At 53.5% G+C, this 23,279-nt stretch carries 22 protein-coding genes and 1 pseudogene; 14 read left to right on the top strand and 9 right to left on the bottom strand.

The window, feature by feature from the left end:
- The first annotated feature begins 209 nt into the window (after positions 1–209).
- Positions 210–491, top strand: a complete 282-nt coding sequence (locus G7Y39_RS08960; RefSeq protein ID WP_165157072.1) for a hypothetical protein — start codon at positions 210–212, stop codon at positions 489–491.
- Between the two features lie 208 nt (positions 492–699).
- Positions 700–981 carry a transposase gene (locus G7Y39_RS08965; RefSeq protein ID WP_255453019.1) on the top strand — a complete coding sequence of 94 codons (282 nt, stop codon included), beginning with the start codon at positions 700–702 and terminating at the stop codon, positions 979–981.
- 85 nt (positions 982–1,066) lie between these two features.
- On the opposite strand, the gene G7Y39_RS08970 is transcribed toward G7Y39_RS08965, so the two are convergent.
- Positions 1,067–1,204, bottom strand: coding sequence for a DUF4372 domain-containing protein (locus G7Y39_RS08970; RefSeq protein WP_241159992.1), 138 nt, complete (start codon positions 1,202–1,204; stop codon positions 1,067–1,069).
- 198 nt (positions 1,205–1,402) lie between these two features.
- On the opposite strand from G7Y39_RS08970, the gene G7Y39_RS08975 reads away from it, so the two are divergent.
- From G7Y39_RS08975 to G7Y39_RS13805, 6 genes and pseudogenes are all read left to right on the top strand, one after another.
- Positions 1,403–2,722 carry a UDP binding domain-containing protein gene (locus G7Y39_RS08975; RefSeq protein WP_165157076.1) on the top strand — a complete coding sequence of 440 codons (1,320 nt, stop codon included), beginning with the start codon at positions 1,403–1,405 and terminating at the stop codon, positions 2,720–2,722.
- Positions 2,723–2,794: 72 nt separating this feature from the next.
- On the top strand, positions 2,795–3,124 hold the full coding sequence (locus tag G7Y39_RS08980) for a nucleotidyltransferase domain-containing protein (RefSeq protein WP_165157078.1): 330 nt from the start codon (positions 2,795–2,797) through the stop codon (positions 3,122–3,124).
- Entirely contained in the window at positions 3,121–3,519 is a 399-nt protein-coding gene (locus G7Y39_RS08985; protein ID WP_165157080.1) for a HEPN domain-containing protein, read from the top strand. Before G7Y39_RS08980 ends, G7Y39_RS08985 begins: the two co-directional genes overlap by 4 nt.
- Before the next feature lie 301 nt (positions 3,520–3,820).
- A complete protein-coding gene (locus G7Y39_RS08995) occupies positions 3,821–4,882 on the top strand; it encodes an NAD-dependent epimerase/dehydratase family protein (protein WP_165157082.1) in 1,062 nt (353 codons plus the stop codon).
- A gap of 18 nt (positions 4,883–4,900) precedes the next feature.
- Positions 4,901–5,269 (top strand): annotated as a pseudogene (locus G7Y39_RS09000) (sugar phosphate nucleotidyltransferase); the annotation flags it as partial.
- An 87-nt stretch (positions 5,270–5,356) separates the two neighbouring features.
- Positions 5,357–5,485 carry a hypothetical protein gene (locus G7Y39_RS13805; protein ID WP_255453016.1) on the top strand — a complete coding sequence of 43 codons (129 nt, stop codon included), beginning with the start codon at positions 5,357–5,359 and terminating at the stop codon, positions 5,483–5,485.
- Here the strand turns inward: G7Y39_RS13805 and G7Y39_RS09005 are convergent.
- The 3 genes from G7Y39_RS09005 to G7Y39_RS09015 all read right to left on the bottom strand — a co-directional run bounded on the left by G7Y39_RS09005 (position 5,482) and on the right by G7Y39_RS09015 (position 8,644).
- Positions 5,482–6,666 carry an ATP-binding protein gene (locus tag G7Y39_RS09005; RefSeq protein ID WP_165157084.1) on the bottom strand — a complete coding sequence of 395 codons (1,185 nt, stop codon included), beginning with the start codon at positions 6,664–6,666 and terminating at the stop codon, positions 5,482–5,484. The genes G7Y39_RS13805 and G7Y39_RS09005 overlap by 4 nt on opposite strands.
- Before the next feature lie 104 nt (positions 6,667–6,770).
- Entirely contained in the window at positions 6,771–7,784 is a 1,014-nt protein-coding gene (locus G7Y39_RS09010) for a DUF4435 domain-containing protein (RefSeq protein WP_165157137.1), read from the bottom strand.
- 14 nt (positions 7,785–7,798) lie between these two features.
- Entirely contained in the window at positions 7,799–8,644 is an 846-nt protein-coding gene (locus G7Y39_RS09015; protein ID WP_165157086.1) for an AAA family ATPase, read from the bottom strand.
- A 335-nt stretch (positions 8,645–8,979) separates the two neighbouring features.
- Between G7Y39_RS09015 and rplU the strand changes: the two genes are divergently transcribed.
- The 6 genes from rplU (at position 8,980) to G7Y39_RS09045 (ending at position 14,683) form a co-directional block, all read left to right on the top strand.
- Positions 8,980–9,297 carry a 50S ribosomal protein L21 gene (gene rplU, locus G7Y39_RS09020; RefSeq protein ID WP_165157088.1) on the top strand — a complete coding sequence of 106 codons (318 nt, stop codon included), beginning with the start codon at positions 8,980–8,982 and terminating at the stop codon, positions 9,295–9,297.
- A gap of 22 nt (positions 9,298–9,319) precedes the next feature.
- On the top strand, positions 9,320–9,586 hold the full coding sequence (rpmA, locus tag G7Y39_RS09025) for a 50S ribosomal protein L27 (RefSeq protein ID WP_165157090.1): 267 nt from the start codon (positions 9,320–9,322) through the stop codon (positions 9,584–9,586).
- Positions 9,587–9,742: 156 nt separating this feature from the next.
- A complete protein-coding gene (locus tag G7Y39_RS09030) occupies positions 9,743–11,149 on the top strand; it encodes an amidophosphoribosyltransferase (RefSeq protein ID WP_165157092.1) in 1,407 nt (468 codons plus the stop codon).
- A gap of 107 nt (positions 11,150–11,256) precedes the next feature.
- The gene (gene pepT / locus G7Y39_RS09035) at positions 11,257–12,486 is read left to right on the top strand and encodes a peptidase T (RefSeq protein ID WP_165157094.1); all 1,230 of its coding nucleotides are present in this window, start codon (positions 11,257–11,259) and stop codon (positions 12,484–12,486) included.
- Between the two features lie 4 nt (positions 12,487–12,490).
- Positions 12,491–13,579: a glycine cleavage system aminomethyltransferase GcvT gene (gene gcvT, locus G7Y39_RS09040; RefSeq protein WP_165157096.1), complete on the top strand. Its 1,089-nt coding sequence runs from the start codon at positions 12,491–12,493 to the stop codon at positions 13,577–13,579.
- Between the two features lie 72 nt (positions 13,580–13,651).
- A complete protein-coding gene (locus G7Y39_RS09045) occupies positions 13,652–14,683 on the top strand; it encodes a Gfo/Idh/MocA family protein (RefSeq protein WP_165157098.1) in 1,032 nt (343 codons plus the stop codon).
- A gap of 90 nt (positions 14,684–14,773) precedes the next feature.
- Here the strand turns inward: G7Y39_RS09045 and G7Y39_RS09050 are convergent, their stop codons facing one another.
- The 5 genes from G7Y39_RS09050 to G7Y39_RS09070 form a co-directional block, all read right to left on the bottom strand.
- Positions 14,774–16,696, bottom strand: coding sequence for an NAD(+) synthase (locus G7Y39_RS09050; protein ID WP_165157099.1), 1,923 nt, complete (start codon positions 16,694–16,696; stop codon positions 14,774–14,776).
- A 237-nt stretch (positions 16,697–16,933) separates the two neighbouring features.
- Positions 16,934–19,120: a glutamine synthetase III gene (locus tag G7Y39_RS09055; protein WP_165157101.1), complete on the bottom strand. Its 2,187-nt coding sequence runs from the start codon at positions 19,118–19,120 to the stop codon at positions 16,934–16,936.
- A 49-nt stretch (positions 19,121–19,169) separates the two neighbouring features.
- A complete protein-coding gene (locus tag G7Y39_RS09060; RefSeq protein WP_165157103.1) occupies positions 19,170–20,399 on the bottom strand; it encodes an LL-diaminopimelate aminotransferase in 1,230 nt (409 codons plus the stop codon).
- A gap of 59 nt (positions 20,400–20,458) precedes the next feature.
- On the bottom strand, positions 20,459–21,268 hold the full coding sequence (dapF, locus tag G7Y39_RS09065) for a diaminopimelate epimerase (protein WP_165157104.1): 810 nt from the start codon (positions 21,266–21,268) through the stop codon (positions 20,459–20,461).
- Between the two features lie 317 nt (positions 21,269–21,585).
- A complete protein-coding gene (locus tag G7Y39_RS09070; RefSeq protein ID WP_165157106.1) occupies positions 21,586–23,244 on the bottom strand; it encodes a DUF6383 domain-containing protein in 1,659 nt (552 codons plus the stop codon).
- Between the last annotated feature and the right edge of the window lie 35 nt (positions 23,245–23,279).

Here is a 23,279-nt window from a genome sequence, read left to right on the forward strand (position 1 = left end):
TAAACAGGAGAACATGATCTGAATCCTGTCAAGGTCACCCTTGTGATATTTAATCTTTATCAATTATTAAAATAAGTGGTGCAGGCTGTTTGTGATACAAACAAGTCGGCTTTCACCGAACGCTTACAATATTTGTGGATCAGATAATTGATAACTTTTATTAACTCTTTAAAGTTGCCTGATTCGCGGAATTTCGGTATCTTTATACTATGAAAAAGGAAGATAACAGGGACATACAATTCCGCCATTTGGTGATGGAAAACGTCAGGCTCACGAACGAGAACGCGCGTTTGAGGGCCCATGTCGACTTCCTTACGGAGGAGAACAGGTCCGTCGAGGATGAAACCCGTGAAGAGTACAAGGCAGAGATCGAACATTGGAAATCCCTGTACGAATCCGCGCTGCAATCTGTCAAGGAGGCCAATGAGCGTGCGGACCGGTTCGAACAGTCTTCCAAGGGTAAGCAACGTGGATTACAAGAGCGTCATTGACTTGATACGTCACCGGCAGTTTAACCATAACAGTGACGCCTCCCGTTTCCTCAATGGCGAGCTTGACCCGGACATCCCTATCTGAAAGAGATGGGTTTTGAGGAAGTGATCCGGCAGATAATGAGGGAGACGGGGGACGTGCCCGATCCTTCCCGTGAATCCGGGGAGGGTACAGACGGAAAGAGGGAGAAAGCCGTGAATCTTCCTTCTGGATGGTCGCATCGAGATGCACAACAACGCCATAGAGCGTATGTTTCGGCACATCGCCATCGGCAGGCGCAACTGGTTGCATACCGGCAGCCACTTTGCGGTCGAAAACATAGCTTTCATGTATTCGTTGCTTGAAAGCTGCAAGCTCAACGCTGTAAATTTCGGAGAGTACATCGAGGATATACTCACCCGGCTGATGAAGGGTGAGAAAGCGGATGCATCTTTCCTTCCCAATAAATATGTTCCCCGTCCAAAACAGGGACAGGAGAAAGCTGCCTGACAGGGCAAAACATGAAATCAAAAAGTTTTTTTATTTTATCATGGACGTAACTTGTTGATTGACAAGAGTACGCTGTAGTGGTGGCTTACAGATGAAGAAGGTGGTTATAACTGTTGAGATTCTTTGCATGCCAGTCTCCTTTGTATTGCCTTGCAAGTTTATCTAACTGGTAACGCGGTATAAACTCGATGATCTGGGAGAACACATATTTACCCTGATTCATTATCTTGATGCTTTTGAACAGCAAGACTAATAAATCAATTTCAAATCAAAAAATCAATGTACTCTTGTATTTGACTAAATACTAATATTTTAATAACAGTGGATGGATTTTTATCGCACCACTGCTAAAACTTAAATAGAAATCGCCTCTTTAGATTCTTGACAGGTCTAAAGTGACTGCTTATATACAATAATCATTATGTCAGAGGAAATCAAAATAGCCGTAGCCGGAACAGGATATGTCGGTCTAAGTATTGCGACTTTGTTGGCACAGCACAACCATGTGACCGTTGTTGATGTCATCCCCGAAAAGGTGGAGAAGATCAACAAGCGGATTTCGCCGATTCAAGATGAGTATATCGAGAAATATCTTGCCGAAAAGGAACTTGACTTGACCGCAACGCTCGATGGCGCAGCGGCATATAAGGACGCCGATTTTGTAGTCATAGCTGCTCCAACCAACTATGACCCGGTAAAGAATTTCTTCGATACCCATTGCATCGAGGATGTGATTGACCTCGTGTTGAGCGTCAATCCCGATGCTGTTATGGTCATCAAATCGACCATTCCCGTCGGTTACTGCCGCAATCTCTACGTGAAGTATGCCGCCAAGGGAGTCAAGCAATTCAATCTGCTTTTCTTCCCGGAATTCCTGCGCGAAAGCAAGGCATTGTACGACAATCTATATCCGAGCCGCATTATTGCCGGCGTACCGAAAGTTATCGACAAGCCGGAGTTTGCCGATGAGAATGCTACAATACGATCAGTAACCGACATTGGAAAACTTGACGAAGCGGCGCGTACATTCGTCAGCCTGCTTCAACAAGGCGCAATCAAAGAGGATATACCGGTGCTATATATGGGTATAAAGGAGGCGGAGGCCGTGAAACTCTTTGCCAATACTTATCTTGCCCTGCGTGTCAGTTACTTCAATGAGCTGGATACCTACGCTGAAGTCAAAGGTCTGGATTCGCAGGCTATCATCGAGGGCGTAGGTCTTGACCCGCGCATCGGTACACATTACAATAATCCCTCTTTCGGTTACGGTGGTTATTGCTTGCCCAAAGATACAAAACAGCTCCTTGCCAATTATGCCGAAGTACCGCAGAATATGATGTCGGCTATTGTCGAGAGCAACCGCACCCGCAAGGACTTCATCGCCGACCAAATACTGCGCATAGCGGGCTGGTATGACTACTCTCGGCAGAACGCCTTTGCCTCCACACACGAAGGAGACTGCGTGATTGGCGTCTACCGACTGACGATGAAGAGCAACTCCGACAACTTCCGTCAGTCTTCAATCCAGGGCGTGATGAAGCGCATCAAGGCCAAGGGAGCCACCGTCATCATCTATGAGCCTACCCTCGAGGACGGCTCAACATTCTTCGGCTCGCGAGTGGTCAACGACCTCGCCGAATTCAAACGCCTTTCCAAGGCTATTCTTGCCAACCGCTATTCGGAGGAATTGAAAGACGTGGATGCCAAAGTATATACCCGCGACATTTTCTCCCGTGACTGAGCCGATGGTCGGTGCAACAAATTTGTCGCCTAAAATGTTAGGCTATAAATAATAATCATTATCTTTGCCGATATGACAAGCAAACAGAGTATAATCATACACGAGCTTACGCGCCTCGCCAGGCTGATGTTCAGCAATGGTGGCGGTACGGTGTATCTTTACGGCTCACAGGCCCGTGGCGACAGTTCGCTCCGTTCCGACTGGGACATACTTGTCATCACCGACGACTCGATAGCCACCGATGACGATTTCCTGCGTTTCGCTTTCCCCTATGCTGAGCTGGGATGGCGTTTCGGAGAGCAGATTACCCCCGTTCACTTCACGCGCAGCGAGTGGAATGCCGAACAAGGCACTGCATTTTACAGCAACGTACTCGCCGAAGCCATAAAGCTATGCCAATGAACTCTGAACTGCGAGACATAGCCGTGGAACAGCTTATAGAAAAGTCACGACGCAACATGGAACAGGCCGTTCGCAACTCTGAAATGGGATATTGGGACCTCGTAGCCAACAGACTTTACTATTCAGTGTTTCACGCAGTGACGGCTTTGATGCTTTTCGACGGCATAAGGACAGCTACCCATAAAGGCACATCGGCCATGTTCGGACAGCACTACGTACTGACCGGGAAGTTCAGCCGCGAAGACGGCGTACTCTACAGCCGACTACAGACCATGAGAGAAAAAGCCGACTATCAGAATACGTTTTCTCTCACTGCCGAACAAGGTGCGACGCTGATTGCCGATGCCCACGCTCTGCATACGCGCATCTGCCAGGCCATATCTATCAAAGCGTAACAACTCTCCGACAATCATACGACAAGCGATCTACGTCGACTTTTGTCCCACCGCAACGACGCGGCCCCCAAAGTCTATACCCGCGACCGACAACAACTATGCCGTCAGAAGACAATAAACGTATCGCAAAGAATACGATATATCTTTATATTCGCATGGCAGTCATTATGATTGTCAAGCTCTATACAGCTCGAGTCCTGTTACAAGTCCTTGGGATTATCGCAACCGGCACGATTCCTCGCTTGACGATGTGAAAGAGAAGGTTTATACACGTGATATTTTCCAAAGAGATTAAGGCCCTATGGTAACATATAATGTAAATCTCAATGACAAGGTCGTTCTCGTAACAGGAGCAGCTGGCTTTATCGGCGCGAACTTGGTCAAGCGGCTGCTGATTGATTTCGAGAGTATTAAGGTTATAGGTATAGACAGCCTTACAGACTATTACGATGTGCGTCTGAAGCATGAGCGTCTGGAGGAGCTGTATGCCTGTGGCGACAGGTTCGTTTTTGTAAAGGACAGCACTGCCGATAAGCAGACCGTTGACAGTCTCTTTGCAGAATATAAGCCGCAAGTTGTCGTAAACCTTGCGGCACAGGCGGGAGTACGCTATTCGATTACCAACCCTGATGCTTACATTGAGAGTAACCTGATTGGCTTCTATAACATATTGGAGGCCTGTCGCCATCATGAGGTCGAACATTTGGTATATGCTTCGTCATCAAGCGTATACGGCAGCAATAAAAAGGTGCCGTATTCTACAGATGACAAGGTGGATAGCCCTGTGTCGCTATACGCCGCCACAAAGAAAAGTAATGAACTGATGGCCCATGCATACAGCAAGTTGTACAACATTCCGAGCACAGGATTGCGGTTCTTCACAGTTTACGGTCCTTGCGGCCGTCCGGACATGGCGTACTTCGGATTTACAGACAAGTTGCTCAAAGGCGAGAAGATCCGGATTTTCAACTATGGCAATTGCAAACGCGATTTTACCTATGTTGACGATATCGTGGAAGGCGTTGTAAGGGTTATGCAACATGCCCCCGAAAAGAAGATTGGCGAGGATGGTCTGCCGATACCGCCATACAAAATATACAACATAGGAAATAACAGTCCCGAAAATTTGCTGGACTTTGTGCAGATACTCCAGGAGGAGCTGTTGGCAGCAGGTGTATTGCCTGCCGGTTATGACTTCGAGGCGCACAAGGAACTTGTTCCGATGCAGCCCGGAGACGTCCCTGTAACATTTGCGGATACGAGCGCATTGGAGCAAGACTTCGGATTTAAGCCCCACACTTCTTTGCGCGAAGGGCTCCGCAAGTTCGCTATATGGTATAAGCAGTTTTATTCTGATAAATAATTCTAAACAATATAAGTTATGAAGGGAATCAGTAAACAGTTAATGCCTATTTATGACAAACCGATGGTCTATTACCCCATCTCGGTGCTGATGCTGGCAGGGATTCGGTAGATATTAATTATCTCTACACCTTATGACTTGCCAGGCTTCAAACGCCTGCTGGGTGATGGCAGTGACTATGGTGTAAAATTCGAGTATGCTGAGCAACCTTCACCAGATGGTTTGGCACAGGCTTTTACTATCGGAGCGGATTTTATCGGAGATGATTGCGCGTGCTTGGTATTGGGTGATGACAACATTTTCCATGGTGTCGGTTTCACTGGCATGCTCAAAGAGGCGGTTCGCGCTGCAGAAGAGGACAAGAAGGCTACTGTCTTCGGTTATTGGTAAGTGTTCGGTGAAAGCCGACTTTCCCCATTAAATATCGTCCATTATTTTTGCTGCGAAATAGAAACCAATCAAAATTGCAGTAAAATGGAAACATCAAAGAAGACAAAGGAGCCGGGTTTTAGCAGGATGTCTGTGGGCCCCAAGCCACAAGTGACTCGCGAACGTGACACTCATCCCGAAGATATGCTTTACATGAAGAAGGGGCGGAATTAGAACAACTTTCTGATATCCATCGAAAGGAAGTCTTCTACATTGATACCGCCGTCACCTATGATGAACGAAGTCTGTGGTGCGAACCGTTCCCTGAATTTGTCCAGTCCGTCCGTCCTTTTCTCGGCATTGCTTTTTACCTCTATTGCTACTGTAATCCCTTTTTTGCGAAGTATGAAGTCTACTTCATCATTCCGCTCTCTCCAATAGAGCACCTCAATACGGTGTATAAATGCCTGGCTTACGAGGTAGGCTCCGATGCCCGATTCAAATATATGCCCCCATTCCTTGCGGTCAAGCAGTGTCTGTTTGAAAGATATGGGGTTATATACCGTCTTCAGCGCATTGTTGAATACCTGAAACTTCGGAATGCTTGCTTTTTTCCTCGCTGTGTCTATGCTGTACTTCTGGAGTCCGCAGAGCAGTCCGCTTTCCTCCAGCAGATGGATGTACCCGGCCAGTGTTGCCGTGTTTCCGGCATCCTGCAAGGAACCGAGCATCTTGTTCAGTGACAGAAGGTTTCCCGAGTAGGCCGCCCCCAGTTCGAACGTCTGACGCAGCAGTGCCGGCTTGCTTATAGGTGTGTCCATCAGGATATCTTTGTTGATGGTCGCTTCAATAATGGCCGATTGAATATATTGCTGGAAACGGTCTTCGTCACCGATAAGTGTGGCTGCCCCCGGATAACCTCCATAATAGAGATACTGGTCAACCGTAAAGCCGAAGCTCTCCCTCATTTCCCTATAGCTCCAGTGGCTCATGCGGATCTCTTCAAATCTTCCGGCAAGAGATTCCGACAGTCCCTTTTCCAGCAGTACACGGCTGCTGCCCAACAGCAGTACCATGATATTGCGGTCATGGAATGTATCATCGTCCCATTCCTTTTTCACTACCTCGCTCCAGTTGGCTATCTTCTGTATTTCATCTATTACCAGGATGGCCTTTTGCCATCCGTTATTCTCTTTCAGGCTGCGCACGGCACTCCAGCAGTTGGATATCCATGCGCTGTTTGTAGCCGGTACATTATCGGCGGAGAATAGTTGGAACGGTACGGATATATCCTTCAATACCTGTTTTACTACCGTAGATTTTCCAATCTGACGGGCACCCATTACGACCTGAATGAACTTCCTCTGCTCTTCAAGCCTGCTTTTAATTATTTGATATTCACCTCTTTTATACATGTTTCTACATTTTACGCAGTGGAGTGCGTACTTTTATGCAGTGCAAATATAATACATGCGCCGGATTATATCAATCTGTTGAAGAACAATATTTTGCACTTGCTTTATTTCCCCTTGCCTTCCTCCCGTTCGAGGAACTCCCGGATGTCTTCTTTCAACCATTGATAAAGATAAAGGTTCTTGTAGTCGCTGTTCTTTTTCAGCATCACGGACACACTGACTTGACTGTTCTCATATCCCGTCAGCTCGTTGCGAAACTGTTCTCTGTGCCCCGCCAGGCGCTTTATCTCCTGCTCCCGTTCGCGGCGCAACGCCGTGCACACCGGGACGAGGATTTTTAGTACCACACCATCCATGATGTGGTGCCCTTGGATGTAGAGGTAGGTCGTGTCCGGGGTCAGTCCCAGCCGTTCCAGCTCTGTTCCCAACCGCTCCACCCGCCCGACGTATTGCGGGAAACGGGCTCGCAGTCCGGACAACCTTGCCGACACCCTCTTTTGCATACCGTCCAGGCAGCGGTAAGGGTGGCGCAGGCTTATCTCCTGCAGGCGCACACACTCATTGAACGCGTGCATCGGAAAGGTATGCGTGTCATATTGGCAGTAGAACCAGACGTTCCACAGGAACAGCGGATAGGCAATCTGCGAATAGCGCTTTAGGAAAGTCGGGAAGTCCAGGATATGCCGGTCGTTCAGCGTGGCCTGCACACAGACCTCATGCAGGCTGTCGGCAAAGCAGTGGAAGTTCTCGATGGCATAGCCGTAAGTCTGGAAGATGTAAGGATTCCTGTTTATCATATGCGACACCTTGGTGGCGCCTTGCAGCAGGAAGTCATAGTCGCTGTCCACACACGCTATCAGGCTGCGCCCCAGCTCGGCGGTATTCAGCGTGTTCATCAGCACCATCTTCTTCCCTTTAGCCAGAGAGGTGGAGGATGGGAGCATCACCTGGAAATAGCGTTCCTCGTTCTCGAACTCGGAGAGCAGTGTCCGCCAGAAAGCGATGTCGTCATAGCTCTCCACATACGCCACGATGCGCCTGCGGGCCCTCTTCGGCGAAAGCTTGCGGGCGGCGTCCAGATAGGCGGAAGTCAAATTATGTCTCAAAGAAGTCGCCATAGTCATCCCTCCGGTCACTTTACCGCCTTGTCACCCTCGCCTATGCCGGTTGAAATATCGCTGACCTCCGTCACGGCATCCAGCCAGCCCTCCATGATGACCGCCGGAGAATGCGTCGTAAGAACTAGCTGGACGTTCGGATTCAGGCTGCGTATCATGCCTATCAGCTTCTGCTGCCATTCGATGTGCAGGGAGGCTTCCGGCTCGTCCATGAAAAGGACGCAGTGCTCGCCGTCGCGCACCAGCACGGTCAGCAGGATGACCAGCATCTGTTTCTCGCCGGATGAGAGTTTATAGGAAGAAAGGCGTTCGCCGTCCTGGTAGAAAACGATGTCATTGCTCTTGCGGTCTATCTTCTTGCGGGTATAGCCGAAAAGCTCGTCCACGATATCCTGGAACTTCCGCTTGGAAGCGGAGAGCGAGGGAGCCTGCCTCCGTTGCTCCTCATCACCGCTGAGCAGCTCTATCATCCTGTTGCCGACATTCACCTGATAATCCAGGTAACGGCGTTGGAGCAGGTAGAGCTGCCAGTCCAGCTCCGACCTCACCTCCGGATCGGCCATGCGTGCCGTAAAGTCGCCCATAATGAGCGGACGGTCATAGCTGTGAATCACATCGTAGGGGATGAAGGTAGCTTCCGGGTTATCAAAAAAGACATGTACCCCGTTCTTTTCACCGCTTTTCACCTCTCCGGAAGTCTGTTCCAGGTAGTTGACCGACCGGTTCAGGATGGTGGTCTTCCCTACACCGTTGATGCCGGAAAGTATGTTGACGTCGGGGCGCAGGTCCCAGGCGATGTCGTACCGGTGCCACAGCCCGTGTATCTCGATACGCTTGATGTAATTGGCTTGTACTTCCATGTTCTTTTGCTTTTATCAAGAGCAAATATACACGACAATCTCCTATTTCCGCACCCATAAGCTAAAAAATTCCACATCAAGTTCTTTTAGTTTTCGCGAAACTACTATCATACTATCCTAATTCCTCTTCAAGCGTTGATTTTTAACCTTTTGAGATATGATAGAGGCGGTTTTTATCTATCATGTGTTTGGTTTGATGTTTTTTCTTTCCTTATTTCTTGTCCTTTAAATGAAAAACGCTATCTTTGCGGTCGATTTTCCGCAGAGGGTAAACAAGTGGAGCCGGAGACGGAACCCACCCCCGGGACCTAACCTGTTTAAAAGATTTAAGACAGATGTACGTAATCGTAGAAATTAACGGACAACAATTCAAGGCTGAGCAAGGCAAGAAATTGTTCGTTCATCACATTCAGAACGCGGAAAGCGGTGCTGTTGTGGAGTTTGACAAGGTGTTGTTAGTGGATAACAACGGTGAGGTGACAGTGGGTGTTCCTACTGTAGAGGGCGCGAAGGTAGTATGCGAGGTGTTATCTCCGCTGGTAAAAGGTGACAAGGTGCTGGTGTTCCACAAGAAGAGAAGAAAAGGGTACCGGAAATTGAACGGTCACCGTCAGCAGTTCACTGAGGTAAGTATTAAAGAAATTATTGCTTAACGTTTAAAGGAGAAGAAAAGAAATGGCACATAAGAAAGGTGTGGGTAGTTCTAAGAACGGCCGTGAATCACAAAGTAAAAGATTAGGTGTTAAGCTTTTTGGCGGTGAGGTCGCTAAAGCCGGCAACATCATCGTTCGTCAAAGAGGTACGGTGCATCATCCGGGCAAGAACGTAGGTATCGGCAAGGATCATACGTTGTATGCGTTGATAGATGGAGTCGTTACTTTCCATAAGGGAAAAGAGAACAGGTCGTTCGTTTCCGTAAAAGAGATTGTCGCTGAGGCGTAAGCTTCCGCGACCGAAAAATAAGGAGAAGGATATCCCGTTGCCGGGGTATCCTTTTTTATTGCCGACGCGGATAAACGTTGTGAAGTAAATTTTGGAACATTTATAGATAAACTTATAACTTTGCGATCTCAAACATAAATACAAACAGAAGAAACAATGGGTGGCTTTTTCGGAACTATTTCTAATGGATCCTGTATCACGGATTTATTCTACGGTACGGACTACAATTCCCATCTGGGAACCCGCAGAGGCGGTATGGCTACGTACGATAAGGAGGAAGGATTCACGCGTTCAATCCACAATCTGGAGAATTCTTATTTCCGCACCAAGTTTGAGCCGGGGCTTCCTAAATTCAAGGGAAATGCCGGGGTCGGCATCATCAGCGATACGGATGCGCAGCCGATCGTTATCAACTCTCACTTAGGAAAATTCGCGATCGTGACGGTGGCGAAGATCAATAACTTGGACGAATTGGAGAATGAGTTGTTGGCGGCGAATATGCACTTCTCGGAATTGAGCTCGGGGAAAACGAATCAGACGGAGTTGGTCGCTTTGCTGATTACACAGGGCAAGGACTTCGTGGAGGGCATTGAGAATGTTTACAACAGGATAAAGGGCTCTTGCTCCCTGTTGCTCCTGACGGAGGATGGTATCATCGCCGCCCGCGATAAATGGGGGCGTACGCCGGTCGTGATCGGGAGGAAAGAGGGGGCTTACGCGGCGACCAGCGAGTCCAGCAGTCTTCCGAACCTGGATTATGAGATCGAGAGATTTATAGGCCCGGGCGAGATCGTCCGTTTGCGAGCCGATGGCGTGGAGCAGATGCGTAAACCGAATGAAGGGATGCAGATCTGCTCTTTTCTTTGGGTATATTATGGCTTCCCCGTCTCGTGCTATGAGGGCAAGAACGTGGAGGAGGTCCGCTTCATGAGCGGCTATAAGATGGGGCAGAAGGACGACTCGGTAGTGGACTGTGCCTGTGGCATTCCGGACTCCGGTGTGGGCATGGCCTTGGGATACGCGGAAGGGAAGGGGGTGCCTTACCACCGGGCGATCGCCAAGTACACGCCGACGTGGCCCCGTAGTTTCACCCCGGCCAACCAAGAGATACGTTCTTTGGTGGCCAAGATGAAATTGATACCGAACCGCGCGATGCTGGAGGGCAAACGTATCCTTTTCTGCGACGACTCGATCGTGCGCGGCACGCAGCTGCGCGATAACGTGAAGATCTTGTACGATTACGGCGCGCGCGAGGTCCATATGCGTATCGCTTGCCCTCCCTTGATTTACAGTTGTCCGTTTATCGGTTTCACCTCGTCCAAGAGCTCCCTGGAGCTGATAACCCGCCGGATTATCAAGGAGCTGGAGGGGGATGAGAATAAGAACCTGGATAAATACGCCACGACGGACTCTCCGGAATATAAGCGGATGGTCGGGATTATCGCCGGGCGTTTCGGGCTGACCTCCCTGAAGTTTAATACGCTGGAGACCCTGGTGGAGGCGATCGGCCTGCCCAAGTGTAAGGTTTGTACGCATTGCTTCGATGGTTCCAGCTGCTTTTGATGACATTTTTTTTGGCGAAACAGGAATAGCGAGACGATTTGTCTCGCCGTTTTTTTGCCATGTAACTTGCTTTGCCTACTTTTATGGCTGTTTTAAAAACGTGGGTTATGACAGTTTTAGATAGATTCTTAAAATACGTCACGTTCGATACCCGGTCGAGCGAGGAGACGGGGACGACTCCCAGTACGCCGGGACAACGTGTATTTGCCGAGGCTTTGGTGAAAGAGCTGGAAGCGATCGGACTGGAGGAGATCTCCTTGGATGAGAACAGTTACGTGATGGCGACCCTGCCGGCTAATACGGACGGGGAAATCCCCGCGATCGGGTTTATCGCCCATTTGGATACGAGCCCGGACCTGTCGGGCAAGGACGTGCGGCCCCGCGTCGTGACGTATACGGGTGGGGATATCGTCCTGGACGCGGAGGCGGGCATCGTGCTCTCCCAGGCGATGTTCCCGGAGCTTTCCGACTACAAGGGGCAGGAGATCGTCGTGACGGATGGCCGGACCTTGCTGGGCGCCGACGACAAGGCCGGAGTGGCCGCGATCGTCGCCGCCATGCGCTATCTGAGAGAGCATCCGCGGATCCGGCACGGCAAGGTCCGTATCGCCTTTACCCCGGATGAGGAGATCGGGCAGGGCGCCGATCATTTCGACGTGGAGAAATTCGGTTGTGATTGGGGCTATACGATCGACGGCGGGCAGATCGGCGAGCTGGAGTACGAGAACTTCAACGCCGCCGGCGCCAAGATCAGCTTCAAGGGCTTGAACGTACACCCGGGATACGCCAAGGACAAGATGCGAAACGCGGCCTTGCGCGCGATCGAGTTCGCCTCCTGGCTGCCGGCCGGGCAGCGTCCGGAGCATACGGCCGGCTATGAGGGCTTCTTCCACCTGACCGGCATGACCGGCTCGGTCGAGGAGGCGACGCTCTCTTACATCATCCGCGACCATGACCGGGAGCGGTTCGAGGAGAAGAAAGAGCTGCTTCGCACGCTGGTGGTCCGGATGAATGAGGCGTATCCCGGATGCGCGCGCCTGGAGCTCCGGGATCAATATTACAACATGCGCGAGGTCGTGGAGCCGCGGAAGCGGATCGTCGACCTGGCGTTCGAGGCGATGACCGCCGTCGGGGTAACGCCGGTCGTGCGGCCGATCCGGGGCGGCACGGATGGCGCCCGCCTGTCGTTCATGGGGCTGCCTTGCCCGAACCTGTTCGCGGGCGGCCTGAATTTCCACGGGCGCTATGAGTTCTTGCCCGTCCGGTCGCTGGAGAAGAGTATGGAGACAATTATCAAAATCATAGAGCTATCGGCTCGTAAATCTTTAATGCAATAATTACATGAAAACAACTCCGTTTACCGACGTGCATATCGCGTTGGGTGCAAAGATGCACGAATTCGCAGGTTTTAACATGCCTATCGAATACTCCGGAATTATCAAGGAACACATGGCTGTCGTGAGGAGCGTAGGCGTGTTCGATGTTTCCCACATGGGTGAGTTTTGGGTAAAAGGCCCGAACGCTTTGGCTTTCATCCAGAGCGTGACCTCCAACGATGCCTCGGTCTTGCCGGTCGGCAAGGCCCAGTATACGTGCTTCCCGAACGACAAGGGCGGCATCGTGGACGACCTGTTGGTATACCATTACGAGCCGGAGAAGTATCTGCTGGTCGTGAACGCCGGCAATATCGACAAGGACTGGGAGTGGTGCGTGAGCCACAACACGGTGGGCGCCGAGCTGGAGAATGCCTCCGACCGCATAGCCCAATTGGCCGTCCAGGGGCCGAACGCGCAGGACGTGCTCCAGCGCCTTACGCCGGTCGACCTCTCCGCGATCCCTTACTACGCATTCACGACGGGCGAGTTCGCCGGCTGTGAGCGCATGATTATCTCCAACACGGGGTATACCGGCGCGGGGGGCTTCGAGCTCTATTTCCGCCCGGACGATGCGCTGAAGATCTGGGACGCGATCTTCGAGGCCGGTAAGCCGGAAGGCATCAAGCCGGTCGGCCTAGGCGCACGCGACACGCTCCGGCTGGAGATGGGCTTCTGCCTGTATGGGAACGACCTGGACGATACGACCTCGCCGCTCGAGGCCGGACTGGGATGGATCACGAAGTTCACCGAGGGGAAGGACTTCCCGAGCCGCGCGGAACTGGAGCGCCAGAAGGAGAAGGGCGTGAGACGCAAGTTGTGCGCCTTCGAGCTGCGGGAAAAGGGAATCCCCCGCCGCGGCTACGAGATCGTCGACGGCGACGGGCACTACGTGATCGGGAAGGTTACCTCCGGTACGATATCGCCGGTATTGAAGCGGGGCATCGGCATGGGATACCTGAACCCCTCCTTCGCGAAAGTGGGCGAGGATATCTTTATCAAGGTGCGCGACAAGTACATGAGGGCGCGGCTGGTAAAGACGCCTTTCCGCAGATAAGGGAGCGGGTGGCGCGGCGCGCGTCCGGCGGAAATCGTACCTTCGCGGGCGAAGAACTTAATACGATAGCATATGGATAAAGTACGTTTTGGTATAGTCGGCACCCATTTCATAAGTGACTGGGTCGTCGCCGGTGCCCGGCAGGACGAGCGTTTCGAGCCGGTGGCCGTATGTTCGAGGGCGCGGGAGACGGCGGAAGCCTTTGCCGCGAGGCATCAGATTCCCTATACGTTTACCTCCCTGGAGGAGATGGCGAGAAGCCCGCTGATCGACGCCGTGTATATCGCCTCACCGAACTTCCTGCACGCCTCCCAGAGCATACGCTGCATGCGCCATGGCAAGCATGTGCTCTGCGAGAAGCCCCTCGCCTCCAACGCATGCGAGGCGCGGGCGATGATCGAGGCCTCCCGTACCTACAAGGTCGCGCTGATGGAGGCGATGAAGCCCACGCTCACGCCGAATTTCCTCGCCGTGCGGGAGCACCTGGGGCGCGTGGGCACGGTCCGGCGTTATTTCTCCTGCTACTGCCAGTATTCCTCCCGTTACGACTCGTTCAAGGAGGGGATCGTGCTGAACGCCTTCAATCCGGAGCTCTCCAACGGGGCCTTGATGGACATCGGCGTCTATACGATCTATCCGATGGTCGTCTTGTTCGGACGTCCCAAGCGGATCGATGCCTCGGGCATCCTCCTCTCCTCGGGCGCGGACGGGCAGGGGGCCGTGAATTTCCAGTATGAGGGCATGAACGCCACGGTGCTTTACTCCAAGATCGCCAATTCCTCGTTGCCCACCGAGATACAGGGGGAGGCGGGGAACCTGACCCTGGACCGGATCAACACCATCCGCAGGGTGACCTATTCCCCCCGCTTGGCCCCGGCGATGGGAAAAGGTCCGGAACCGGTACCGGAGGATATCAGTGCGGGCGCCGACAAGGATGAGTATTACTACGAGGTGGCCGAGTTTATCGACCTGGTGCTGTCCGGCCGGCGGGAGTCCGGGATCAACAGCCATGCGCACTCCCGGATCACGCTGGAGATCCTCGACGAGGTACGCCGTCAGCTGGGGATCGTGTATCCGGCGGATCGGAACCCCTTGCTCCTTTGAGCCTCCCGAGGCCTCCGGAGGGATGGCTACGGCCGTCGCGAAGGTTTCCGAGGCCTCCGGAGCCCTCGCGGCAGGCGTAGGCCCTTTTTCTTACAGCGCCTCGATCTCCTTCAGCCAGAGCGTGGCCATTGCGTCGCTCGGCATCCGCCAGTCTCCGCGCGGGGAGAGGCTGATGGAGCCTACCTTCGGGCCGTCCGGCAGGCAGCTGCGCTTGAACTGCTGCTGGAAGAAGCGGCGGAAGAAGGTATGGAGCCATTTCTTGAGGGTGGCCTCGTCGTAGCTCCCTTCGAAAGCCCTCCGCGCCAGGAAGTAGATCTTCGCAGGGGAGGCCCCGAAGCGCAGGAAGTGATAGAGGAAGAAATCGTGCAGCTCGTACGGGCCTACCAGGTCCTCCGTCTTCTGCTTGATATTGCCATGCTCGTCGGCGGGGATCAATTCCGGGCTGATCGGGGTGTCCGCTATGTCCAGTAACGTGGCGCGGGAGGCCTCGTCCACCTTGTTGTCGGCCACCCATTCCACTAGGTACTTGACCAGGGTCTTGGGGATGCTGCCGTTGACGCCGTACATCGACATGTGGTCGCCGTTGTAAGTGGCCCAGCCCAAGGCAAGCTCCGAGAGATCCCCCGTGCCGATCACGAGGCCGTTCGCCTGGTTAGCCACGTCCATGAGCAGCTGGGTGCGCTCGCGGGCCTGGCTGTTCTCGTACGTCACGTCGTGTACGCAGGAGTCGTGACCGATATCCTCGAAATGCCGCAGGCAGGCCTCCTTGATGGAGATCTCCCGGAGGGTCGCGCCCAGGGAGCGGATCAGGGCGCAGGCGTTGGTATAGGTGCGGTCCGTCGTCCCGAAGCCGGGCATGGTGATGCCGATGATCCGCTCGCGGGGCAGCTTCAGGGCATCGAAGGTCATGACGGTGACCAGCAGCGCCAGCGTGGAGTCCAGCCCCCCGGAGATGCCGACCACGGCGCTCTCGGCGTGGGCGTGGAGGAGCCGTTTGGCGAGGCCGGCCACCTGGATGTGGAAGATCTCCTCGCAACGCTCCCTCAGGGCCTCGCCGGAGGGGATGAAGGGACGCGGGTCGATCGCACGGGTCAGGTCCGGTGTCCGGTAGGGCAGGCTGAAGGGGACTACGACGCCGTTGTCCATCTCCTGGTTGAGGTAGCCTTGCAGGAAGCTGGTGTTGACGCGCCGGTCGTTCTGCAGGTTCTGGATATCGATCTCGCTGATGACGAGCTGCTCCTCTAGGGAGAACCGCTCGGATTCCCGCAGCAGCGTGCCGTTCTCTGCGATGAGCCCGTTGCCGGCGAACACGAGGTCGGTACTGGACTCCCCGAAGCCGGCGGAGGCGTAGACGTATCCGGCGATGCAGCGTGCGGACTGCTGGCAGACCAACGTGCGCAGGTAGGCATGCTTGCCGATCAGCTCGTTGCTGGCGGACAGGTTGACGATCAGGTTCGCCCCCTGCATGGCCAGCTCGGAGCTGGGCGGGATGGGGACCCACAGGTCCTCGCAGATCTCGATGCCCACGCGTACCTCCTCGTACTCGAGGATCAGGGCGCGGTCCAGCGGCACCTCCCGGTTGCCGATCGCGATCCGGGTTTGTTGCAGGTGGAAGGAGGGCGTGAACCAGCGCGCCTCCTGGAACTCCTTGTAGCCGGGCAGGTAGCTCTTGGGCACGACCCCCAGTATCTCGCCCCGTTGAAAGGCGACGGCGGCGTTGATCAGTTGGCTCCCGCTGACGAGCGGGCAGCCCACGATCGCCAGCAGATCCAGGTCGGCCGTATCGCCCACCAGCTCCAGCAAGGCTTTCGCGGCGTTCCTGAGCAGGGTCTCCTGCGAGAACAGGTCCATGCAGGTGTAAGACGTGACCGACAGCTCGGGGAAGGCGATGATCTGGACCCCCCTCCGGGACGCCTGGCGCATCAATCCCTCGATCTGCCGGATGTTATAAAAGCAGTCAGCCACCTTGACACGCGGTATGGCTGCCGCTACTTTGACAAATCCGTAACTCATAGCTGTTATTGTTTTATCTGATAGATGTCTTTAATGTATCTTACTGAGATACCTCTCCACGAAGCTCTCCCTCCATTGTTGTAACTCGATTGTCGTCATATCCATTTTCCTTCTCTGGGTTTATGCCCCAAAGGTATGCATTTTGCGTGGGATAAAAAAGAAGGAGAGGCCTGCTTCGCTGCATCCTCTCCTCGTTAACACAAAACAGGCGACAAAAAAACAACTGCCCGGATAAGACTACCGGATGAACAGAAGCTCGCGGTATTTCGGCAAGGTCCAGAGCCGGTCGTCGACGATCCGTTCCAGCTTGTCGATCGGGTAGCGGATGGCCTCCATCAGCGGGACGATCCGGTCGTGGTAGGCGATCGCCTTCTCCCGCTCGCTCCCGATCCGGTTGGCTATCTTGCGGGCCTCGACCATCTCGTCCACCTTCTCCTTGATGAAGATCGTGCGGTTGGCTATCTCCTCGATGATCTCCATGTTCTTGGCGGACAGGCGGGCGGCCTTATCGGCGGGGAACAACGCGCGCGTCTTGTAGACGTTGTCGATCAGGGAGGACTGGTACTTGATGGCCGTCGGGATGATCTGGTTCATCGCCAGCTCTCCCAGCACGCGGGCCTCGATCTGGATCTTCTTCGTGTACATCTCCCATTTGACCTCGTTGCGCGCCTCCAGCTCCTTGCGGGTCATGACGCCCGTGGACTCGAACATGCGGACGCTGCTCTCCCTCAGGTAGGCATCGAAGATCAAGGGCACGCTGGTCTCGCAGTCCAAGCCCCGGCGCGCGGCCTCGGCCTTCCAGTCCTCGCTGTAGCCGTTGCCGTCGAAATGGACCGCCTCGCAGGCCTTGATATCCGCGCGGATCACCTCGATGATGGCGGCGAACGTCTCCTTCCCGGCGGCGATCCGGGCGTCCACCTCGGCCTTGAACTGCCTCAGCTGATCCGCCACAGCGGCGTTCAACACCAGCATGGCGGCGGCGCAGTTGGCGGAGGATCCCACGGCGCGGAACTCGAAGCGGTTGCCGGTGAAGGCGAAGGGAGAGGTGCGGTTACGGTCCGTGTTGTCGATCAGCAGCTCGGGGATCCGGGCGATGCCGAGCTTCATGCCCTGCTTGCCCGCCAGGTTGAAATCCTCCGCGTCGCGGTTCTCCAGATGCTCCAATACCCTGGACAGCTGTGCCCCCAGGAAGCAGGAGATGATCGCCGGGGGCGCCTCGTTCGCGCCCAGCCGATGCGCGTTGGTCGCGCTGGCGATGCTGGCCTTCAGCAGTGCGTTGTGGGTGTACACGGCTTTCAGCACGTTGACCGCGAAGGCCACGAAGCGCAGGTTCTCTTCCGGCGTCTTGCCCGGTGCCATCAACAAGACGCCGGTGTCGGTGCCCAGCGACCAGTTGTTGTGCTTGCCGGAGCCGTTGACGCCCTTGAAGGGCTTCTCGTGCAACAAGACGCGGAACCCATGCTTGCGGGAGATCTTGCGCATCAAGGCCATGATCAGCAGGTTGTGGTCGTTGGCGAGGTTGCACTCCTCGAAGATGGGAGCCAGCTCGAATTGGTTCGGGGCCACCTCGTTGTGGCGGGTCTTCACGGGGATGCCGAGCCTCAAGGCCTCCACCTCGAGCTCTTTCATGAACGCCATGACACGGGTGGGGATGGCCCCGAAGTAATGATCCTCCAGCTGTTGGTTCTTGGCGCTCTCGTGCCCGATCAGGGTGCGGCCGGTCATCAATAAATCGGGACGCGCGGCGTACAGGCCCTCGTCCACCAGGAAGTATTCCTGCTCCCAGCCGAGGTAGGCGCATACTTTCCTCACCTCCGGGTTGAAATAGTGGCAGACATCGACCGCCGCCTTGTTTACGGCCTCCAAGGCTTTCAGCAGGGGGGCCTTGTAGTCGAGCGACTCGCCCGTGTAGGCGATGAAGACCGTCGGGACGCACAGGGTGTCGCCTACGATAAAAGCGGGGGAGGAGGGGTCCCAGGCCGAGTAGCCGCGGGCCTCGAACGTGTTGCGGATACCGCCGTTCGGGAAGCTGGAGGCGTCCGGCTCCTGCTGGATCAGCAGCTTGCCGTCGAACTCCTCCAGCACGCCGCCCTTGCCATCCTGCTCGATGAAGGCGTCGTGCTTCTCGGCGGTACCTTCCGTCAAGGGGTGGAACCAGTGGGTGTAATGGGTGGCGCCTTTCTCCATCGCCCATTTCTTCATGCCGGAGGCCACGGCGTCCGCCGTCTCGCGGTCCAGCGGGGTACCGTTGTCGATGGAGTCCACCAGTCTCCTGTATGCGCTCCCGGGAAGATACTTGAACATCTTCTCGCGGTTGAATACCAACTCTCCGTAATACGCGGAGGGCCTCTCGGCGGGGGCGACCGGCTCGGCCGCCTGTTTCTCGAACGCCGATTCTACGACTCTGAATCTTAACTGTGACATACTCTGATTATCGATCGAATGATTAGAATTGTTGTTTATCGTAAAGGACTTACCGCAGCCAATCCCTCAGCCGGGCCAGGGCCTCCAGCGTCTCGTCCCTGTCGCCGAAGGCGGTGAGGCGCAGATACCCCTCCCCGCCCGGCCCGAAGCCCACCCCGGGGGTCCCGACGATCTTGACTTCATAAAGCAGCTTGTCAAAGAACTTCCAGGAGGAGAGGCCGTCCGGGGTCTTTAGCCAGAGGTAGGGGGCGTTATCGCCTCCGTACACCGTGAGGCCGCAGTCTCGCAGGCCCTCTCTCATGAGCTTCGCGTTGGTCATATAGTAATTGATCGTGGCGGCCACTTGCTGCTTCCCGGCGGCGGAATAGACCGCCTCCGCGCCCCGCTGGGTGATGTAGCCGGTCCCGTTGAATTTCGTGCATTGGCGGCGGTTCCATAATTTGTTCAACTGGACCCGTTGCCCGTCCAGCGTGAAAGCGTTCAGCTCCTTCGGCACGACGGTGTATCCGCAGCGTACCCCCGTGAACCCGGCCGTTTTGGAGAAGCTCCGGAATTCGATGGCTACCTTCTTCGCGCCCTTGATCTCGTAGATGGAGTGGGGGATGTTCGGGTCCTGTATATAAGCCTCGTAGGCCGAGTCGTACATGATAAGCGCGTCGTTGGCGAGGGCGTAGTTTACCCATTTCTTCAATTCGTCCTTGGTCAAGGTCGTCCCGGTCGGGTTGTTGGGATAGCAGAGGTAAAGGATGTCCACCCTGCGGCCGGGCAGATCCGGCACGAAGCGGTTCTCCTCCGTGCAGGGGATGTATACGATGTCGCTCCATTTCCCGTTTTCCAATACCCCGGTACGTCCGCTCATCACGTTCGAGTCGATGTAGACCGGATAGACGGGGTCTGTCACCCCGATGCTGTTGTCGTGGCGGAGCATGTCGCCGATATTCCCGCAATCGCTTTTCGCTCCATCGCTGATGAATACCTCGCCCGGCTCGATAAAGACTCCCCGGCTGGCATAATCGTTCTTGATGATCGCGTCGATCAGGAAAGGATAGCCCTGCTCGGGGCCATAGCCGCGGAACGTATCCGGGCTCGCCATCTCTTCCACGGCTTTATGCATCGCCTCGATGACGGCGGGGGCAAGCGGTCGCGTGACGTCGCCGATGCCCATTCGAATGATCTTATCCTTGGGATGGGTCACCTTGAAGCTGTTTACCTTTTTCGCGATGTCGGAGAAAAGGTAATTGTTCTGCAGCTTCAGGAAGTGTTCATTAATTAGTGCCATACTCAGTTCTTTTGTTTTTAGGTTGTTGTTTTCGTTGTTTTGCCTCGTTCCCCGCGTTGTCAGACGTCGATGAATCCCTCGAATACCTTGACCGCCCCGCCGGTCATGAAGACCTTACCGCTTCGCTCGTCCCACTCGACGGTTAAGGGGCCCCCATCCATGATGACCTTCGTCTTCCGCCGGGTCTTCCCGCGCACGACCCCGGCCACGGCGGTGGCGCAAGCTCCGGTCCCGCAGGCTTGGGTGATGCCGGAGCCGCGCTCCCATACCCTCATCCGTACCTCGTCCGGCTTTAGCACCTGTGCGAACTCCACGTTTGTCCGGTCCGGAAAGAGCGGGTGGCGTTCCAGTAACGGGCCTATGCTTGCCAGATCGACCTTGTCCATCTCGTCCACGAAGAGCACCCAATGAGGATTTCCCATGGAGATGACGGTGCCGGTGTAAATCGCTCCTCCGGCCTCAACCTCCAGGGCGACCTCGCCTACGGCAGGCATTCCCATATCCACCGTGACCTCGGTGACCGCCTCATCCCGAATTTTCAATCGCAGCTCCTTGATGCCGGATAAGGTCTCTAAGGTAACCCTGTCCTTTCGCGTCAGGCCGGCCTCGTAGACATATTTGCCAATGCATCTGGACGCATTTCCGCACATCTTCGCCTCGGAGCCGTCCGCGTTATAGATATGCATGCTGAAATCGGCGATGTCCGAGGGACCGATCAAGACCAATCCGTCAGATCCTATACCTGTGTGCGGCTTGCTCCATGCGATGGATAGTTCCTCGGGACGGTCTATCGGATAAACCATCGTGTTTACATAGATGTAATCATTTCCGGCGCCGTGCATCTTCGTGAATCGTATTGATTTTGTCATTTTGGTGATATTGCTCTTTGTATTATTTCTTTTTGTCTTATTGTAATACAAATATATAGCGTTTTGACAAGCGTGTGACGGGGAAGAGGCAGGAATGTTTTATAAATACGTGGCTTGTGATAGATTGAAATTATAATGGCCGCTTTTGGTTGCGAATAATAACAAGAAGTATATGTGTTGGTTTTATATCGTAATAGATCCTTCGCGGATGTGATCATCTCTCCGGGAGTTCGGTTTACAAATCGACAAACAGAAAGGAGCTACCCGGTCTTGTTTCCGGATAGCTCCTTTTATCGGATTAAAATCGTCCGGATGATTTATTTCACGAACTTAACCGTTGTCTTATGAGCAGACTGCGAAGCCTTAGGCTGATCGATAGACATCATGTAAATACCGTTCGGCATATTCGGCGTGCGGATGTATTGCTCGTCGCCGGTGATAACACCTGTGCTTATGACTTTGCCGACCATGTTAACGATTACGTAATTGCCCTTGCCGTTCTTTACATAAAGACCGCCGGCGGCTTTAGAGACCCTAACATTCTGAACTTCGTCACGGATCGTCTCGTTATCGGTGACGATGCCGATCGCGTTGGATTTCACGTACATGGTTCCCACAGGGGCTGTATAATCCGCCGGTGTAAAATCAACCGTGATCGTTTGATTTTTCAATGGCATGGTTACATCGATATTCATGCTTGCTTTCAACGCGTTTGCTTCATCGTCGTACGAACTTATTTTAACAGTCGCTTTAGCAGCTTGCGTGCCTACCATAGATGGAACAACTTCCAATGTAAATGTGGTGATACCTTTGCTGTCCACTTCAGACTCAAACTCAGTTGTACTCATGTTGAAAGAAGTAGGACTTCCTGAAACCAAATCGGTAAAGACACCATTCAATATAGAAGATGCCAGATGTTGAGGATCAATTTCCTGGTTACCCTGTATCGTTGTCATGCTGGCCTCTTTCCAACCCCAAGCGGCATCTACTGTCTTTTTCTCATACGTTGTGTAATGTGTCTGGATTTTCTTTCCATCTACGACATTGACATTCTGTACAAGTTTTTTGTATTTATCCACGTTGACAGTCCCGGAAACGTAGGAGGTCAAGATGATAGAGTCAGGCGTTATCGTACCTGCTACCGCCGCCTGTGGATTTAAATAAACCGCCGCGTCCCCCATCGGCAATTCTGCATTGGGCATGACACCCTTCAAAGACGCGTTGATCGTCGGCGCTTGACTCTGCATTTTAGTCATATCAACGGATATCTGGAAGTCCGGAAGGTTGCTTATCGCTGCTATCCCGCGTAAGCTTTCTCCAATTTTAATCTCATAATCATAAACGGCATTGGAGCCTGTTTCTGTCATGGAAACCAGCGTGCCACTCTTTATACTGGTCATGCCTACGGATGGTAATACGGTTTCAAGACTTCCAAGATCAAGACTGGCCGTGAAGGAACTAAACGGAAGTAATCCTTTCTTTTCTCCTACAGCAAAATTTACATCGCAAGAGATAAAACCATCAAAAGCACTGGCCGTGACTTTCAAAGGTACGCTGATTTCGATGGTCCGCCCGTTCGCGGTTGTCATCGTATAATCTTTGTAATCCGCGAATGTTAATTTGATATTGGCCAACATCGGCTTTACCGCAGCCGGTATACCATTGATATCTACCTCGCTTAGATTAATAGTCATACTGTCCGGCTGAATACTAATCGGTGTCGATGTAGCCGCGCGTAACATACCTTGTGTGCCGAAAAGCGGAGAGTTCAGTACAGTCTCAATATCGGGATTTGTCAATCCCATGAAATCTATACCACTGATTTGTTTTACTTGGTCAAATATCGCCGGTACCGTAGCTTTTACGAAAGCCACCTTTTCTTGGTCTGATATTTGTTTTTGTTGTTGTGCCATCACCGGGGTGGCAGTCATGAATGTAGCGGCTGCCAAACTAATGCATGTAAAGATTTTCTTCATATAAATTTATTTTAAAGTGTTTTATGACTCCAGCC

The organism is Parabacteroides sp. ZJ-118 (assembly GCF_011038785.1).
GTDB lineage: Bacteria > Bacteroidota > Bacteroidia > Bacteroidales > Tannerellaceae > Parabacteroides.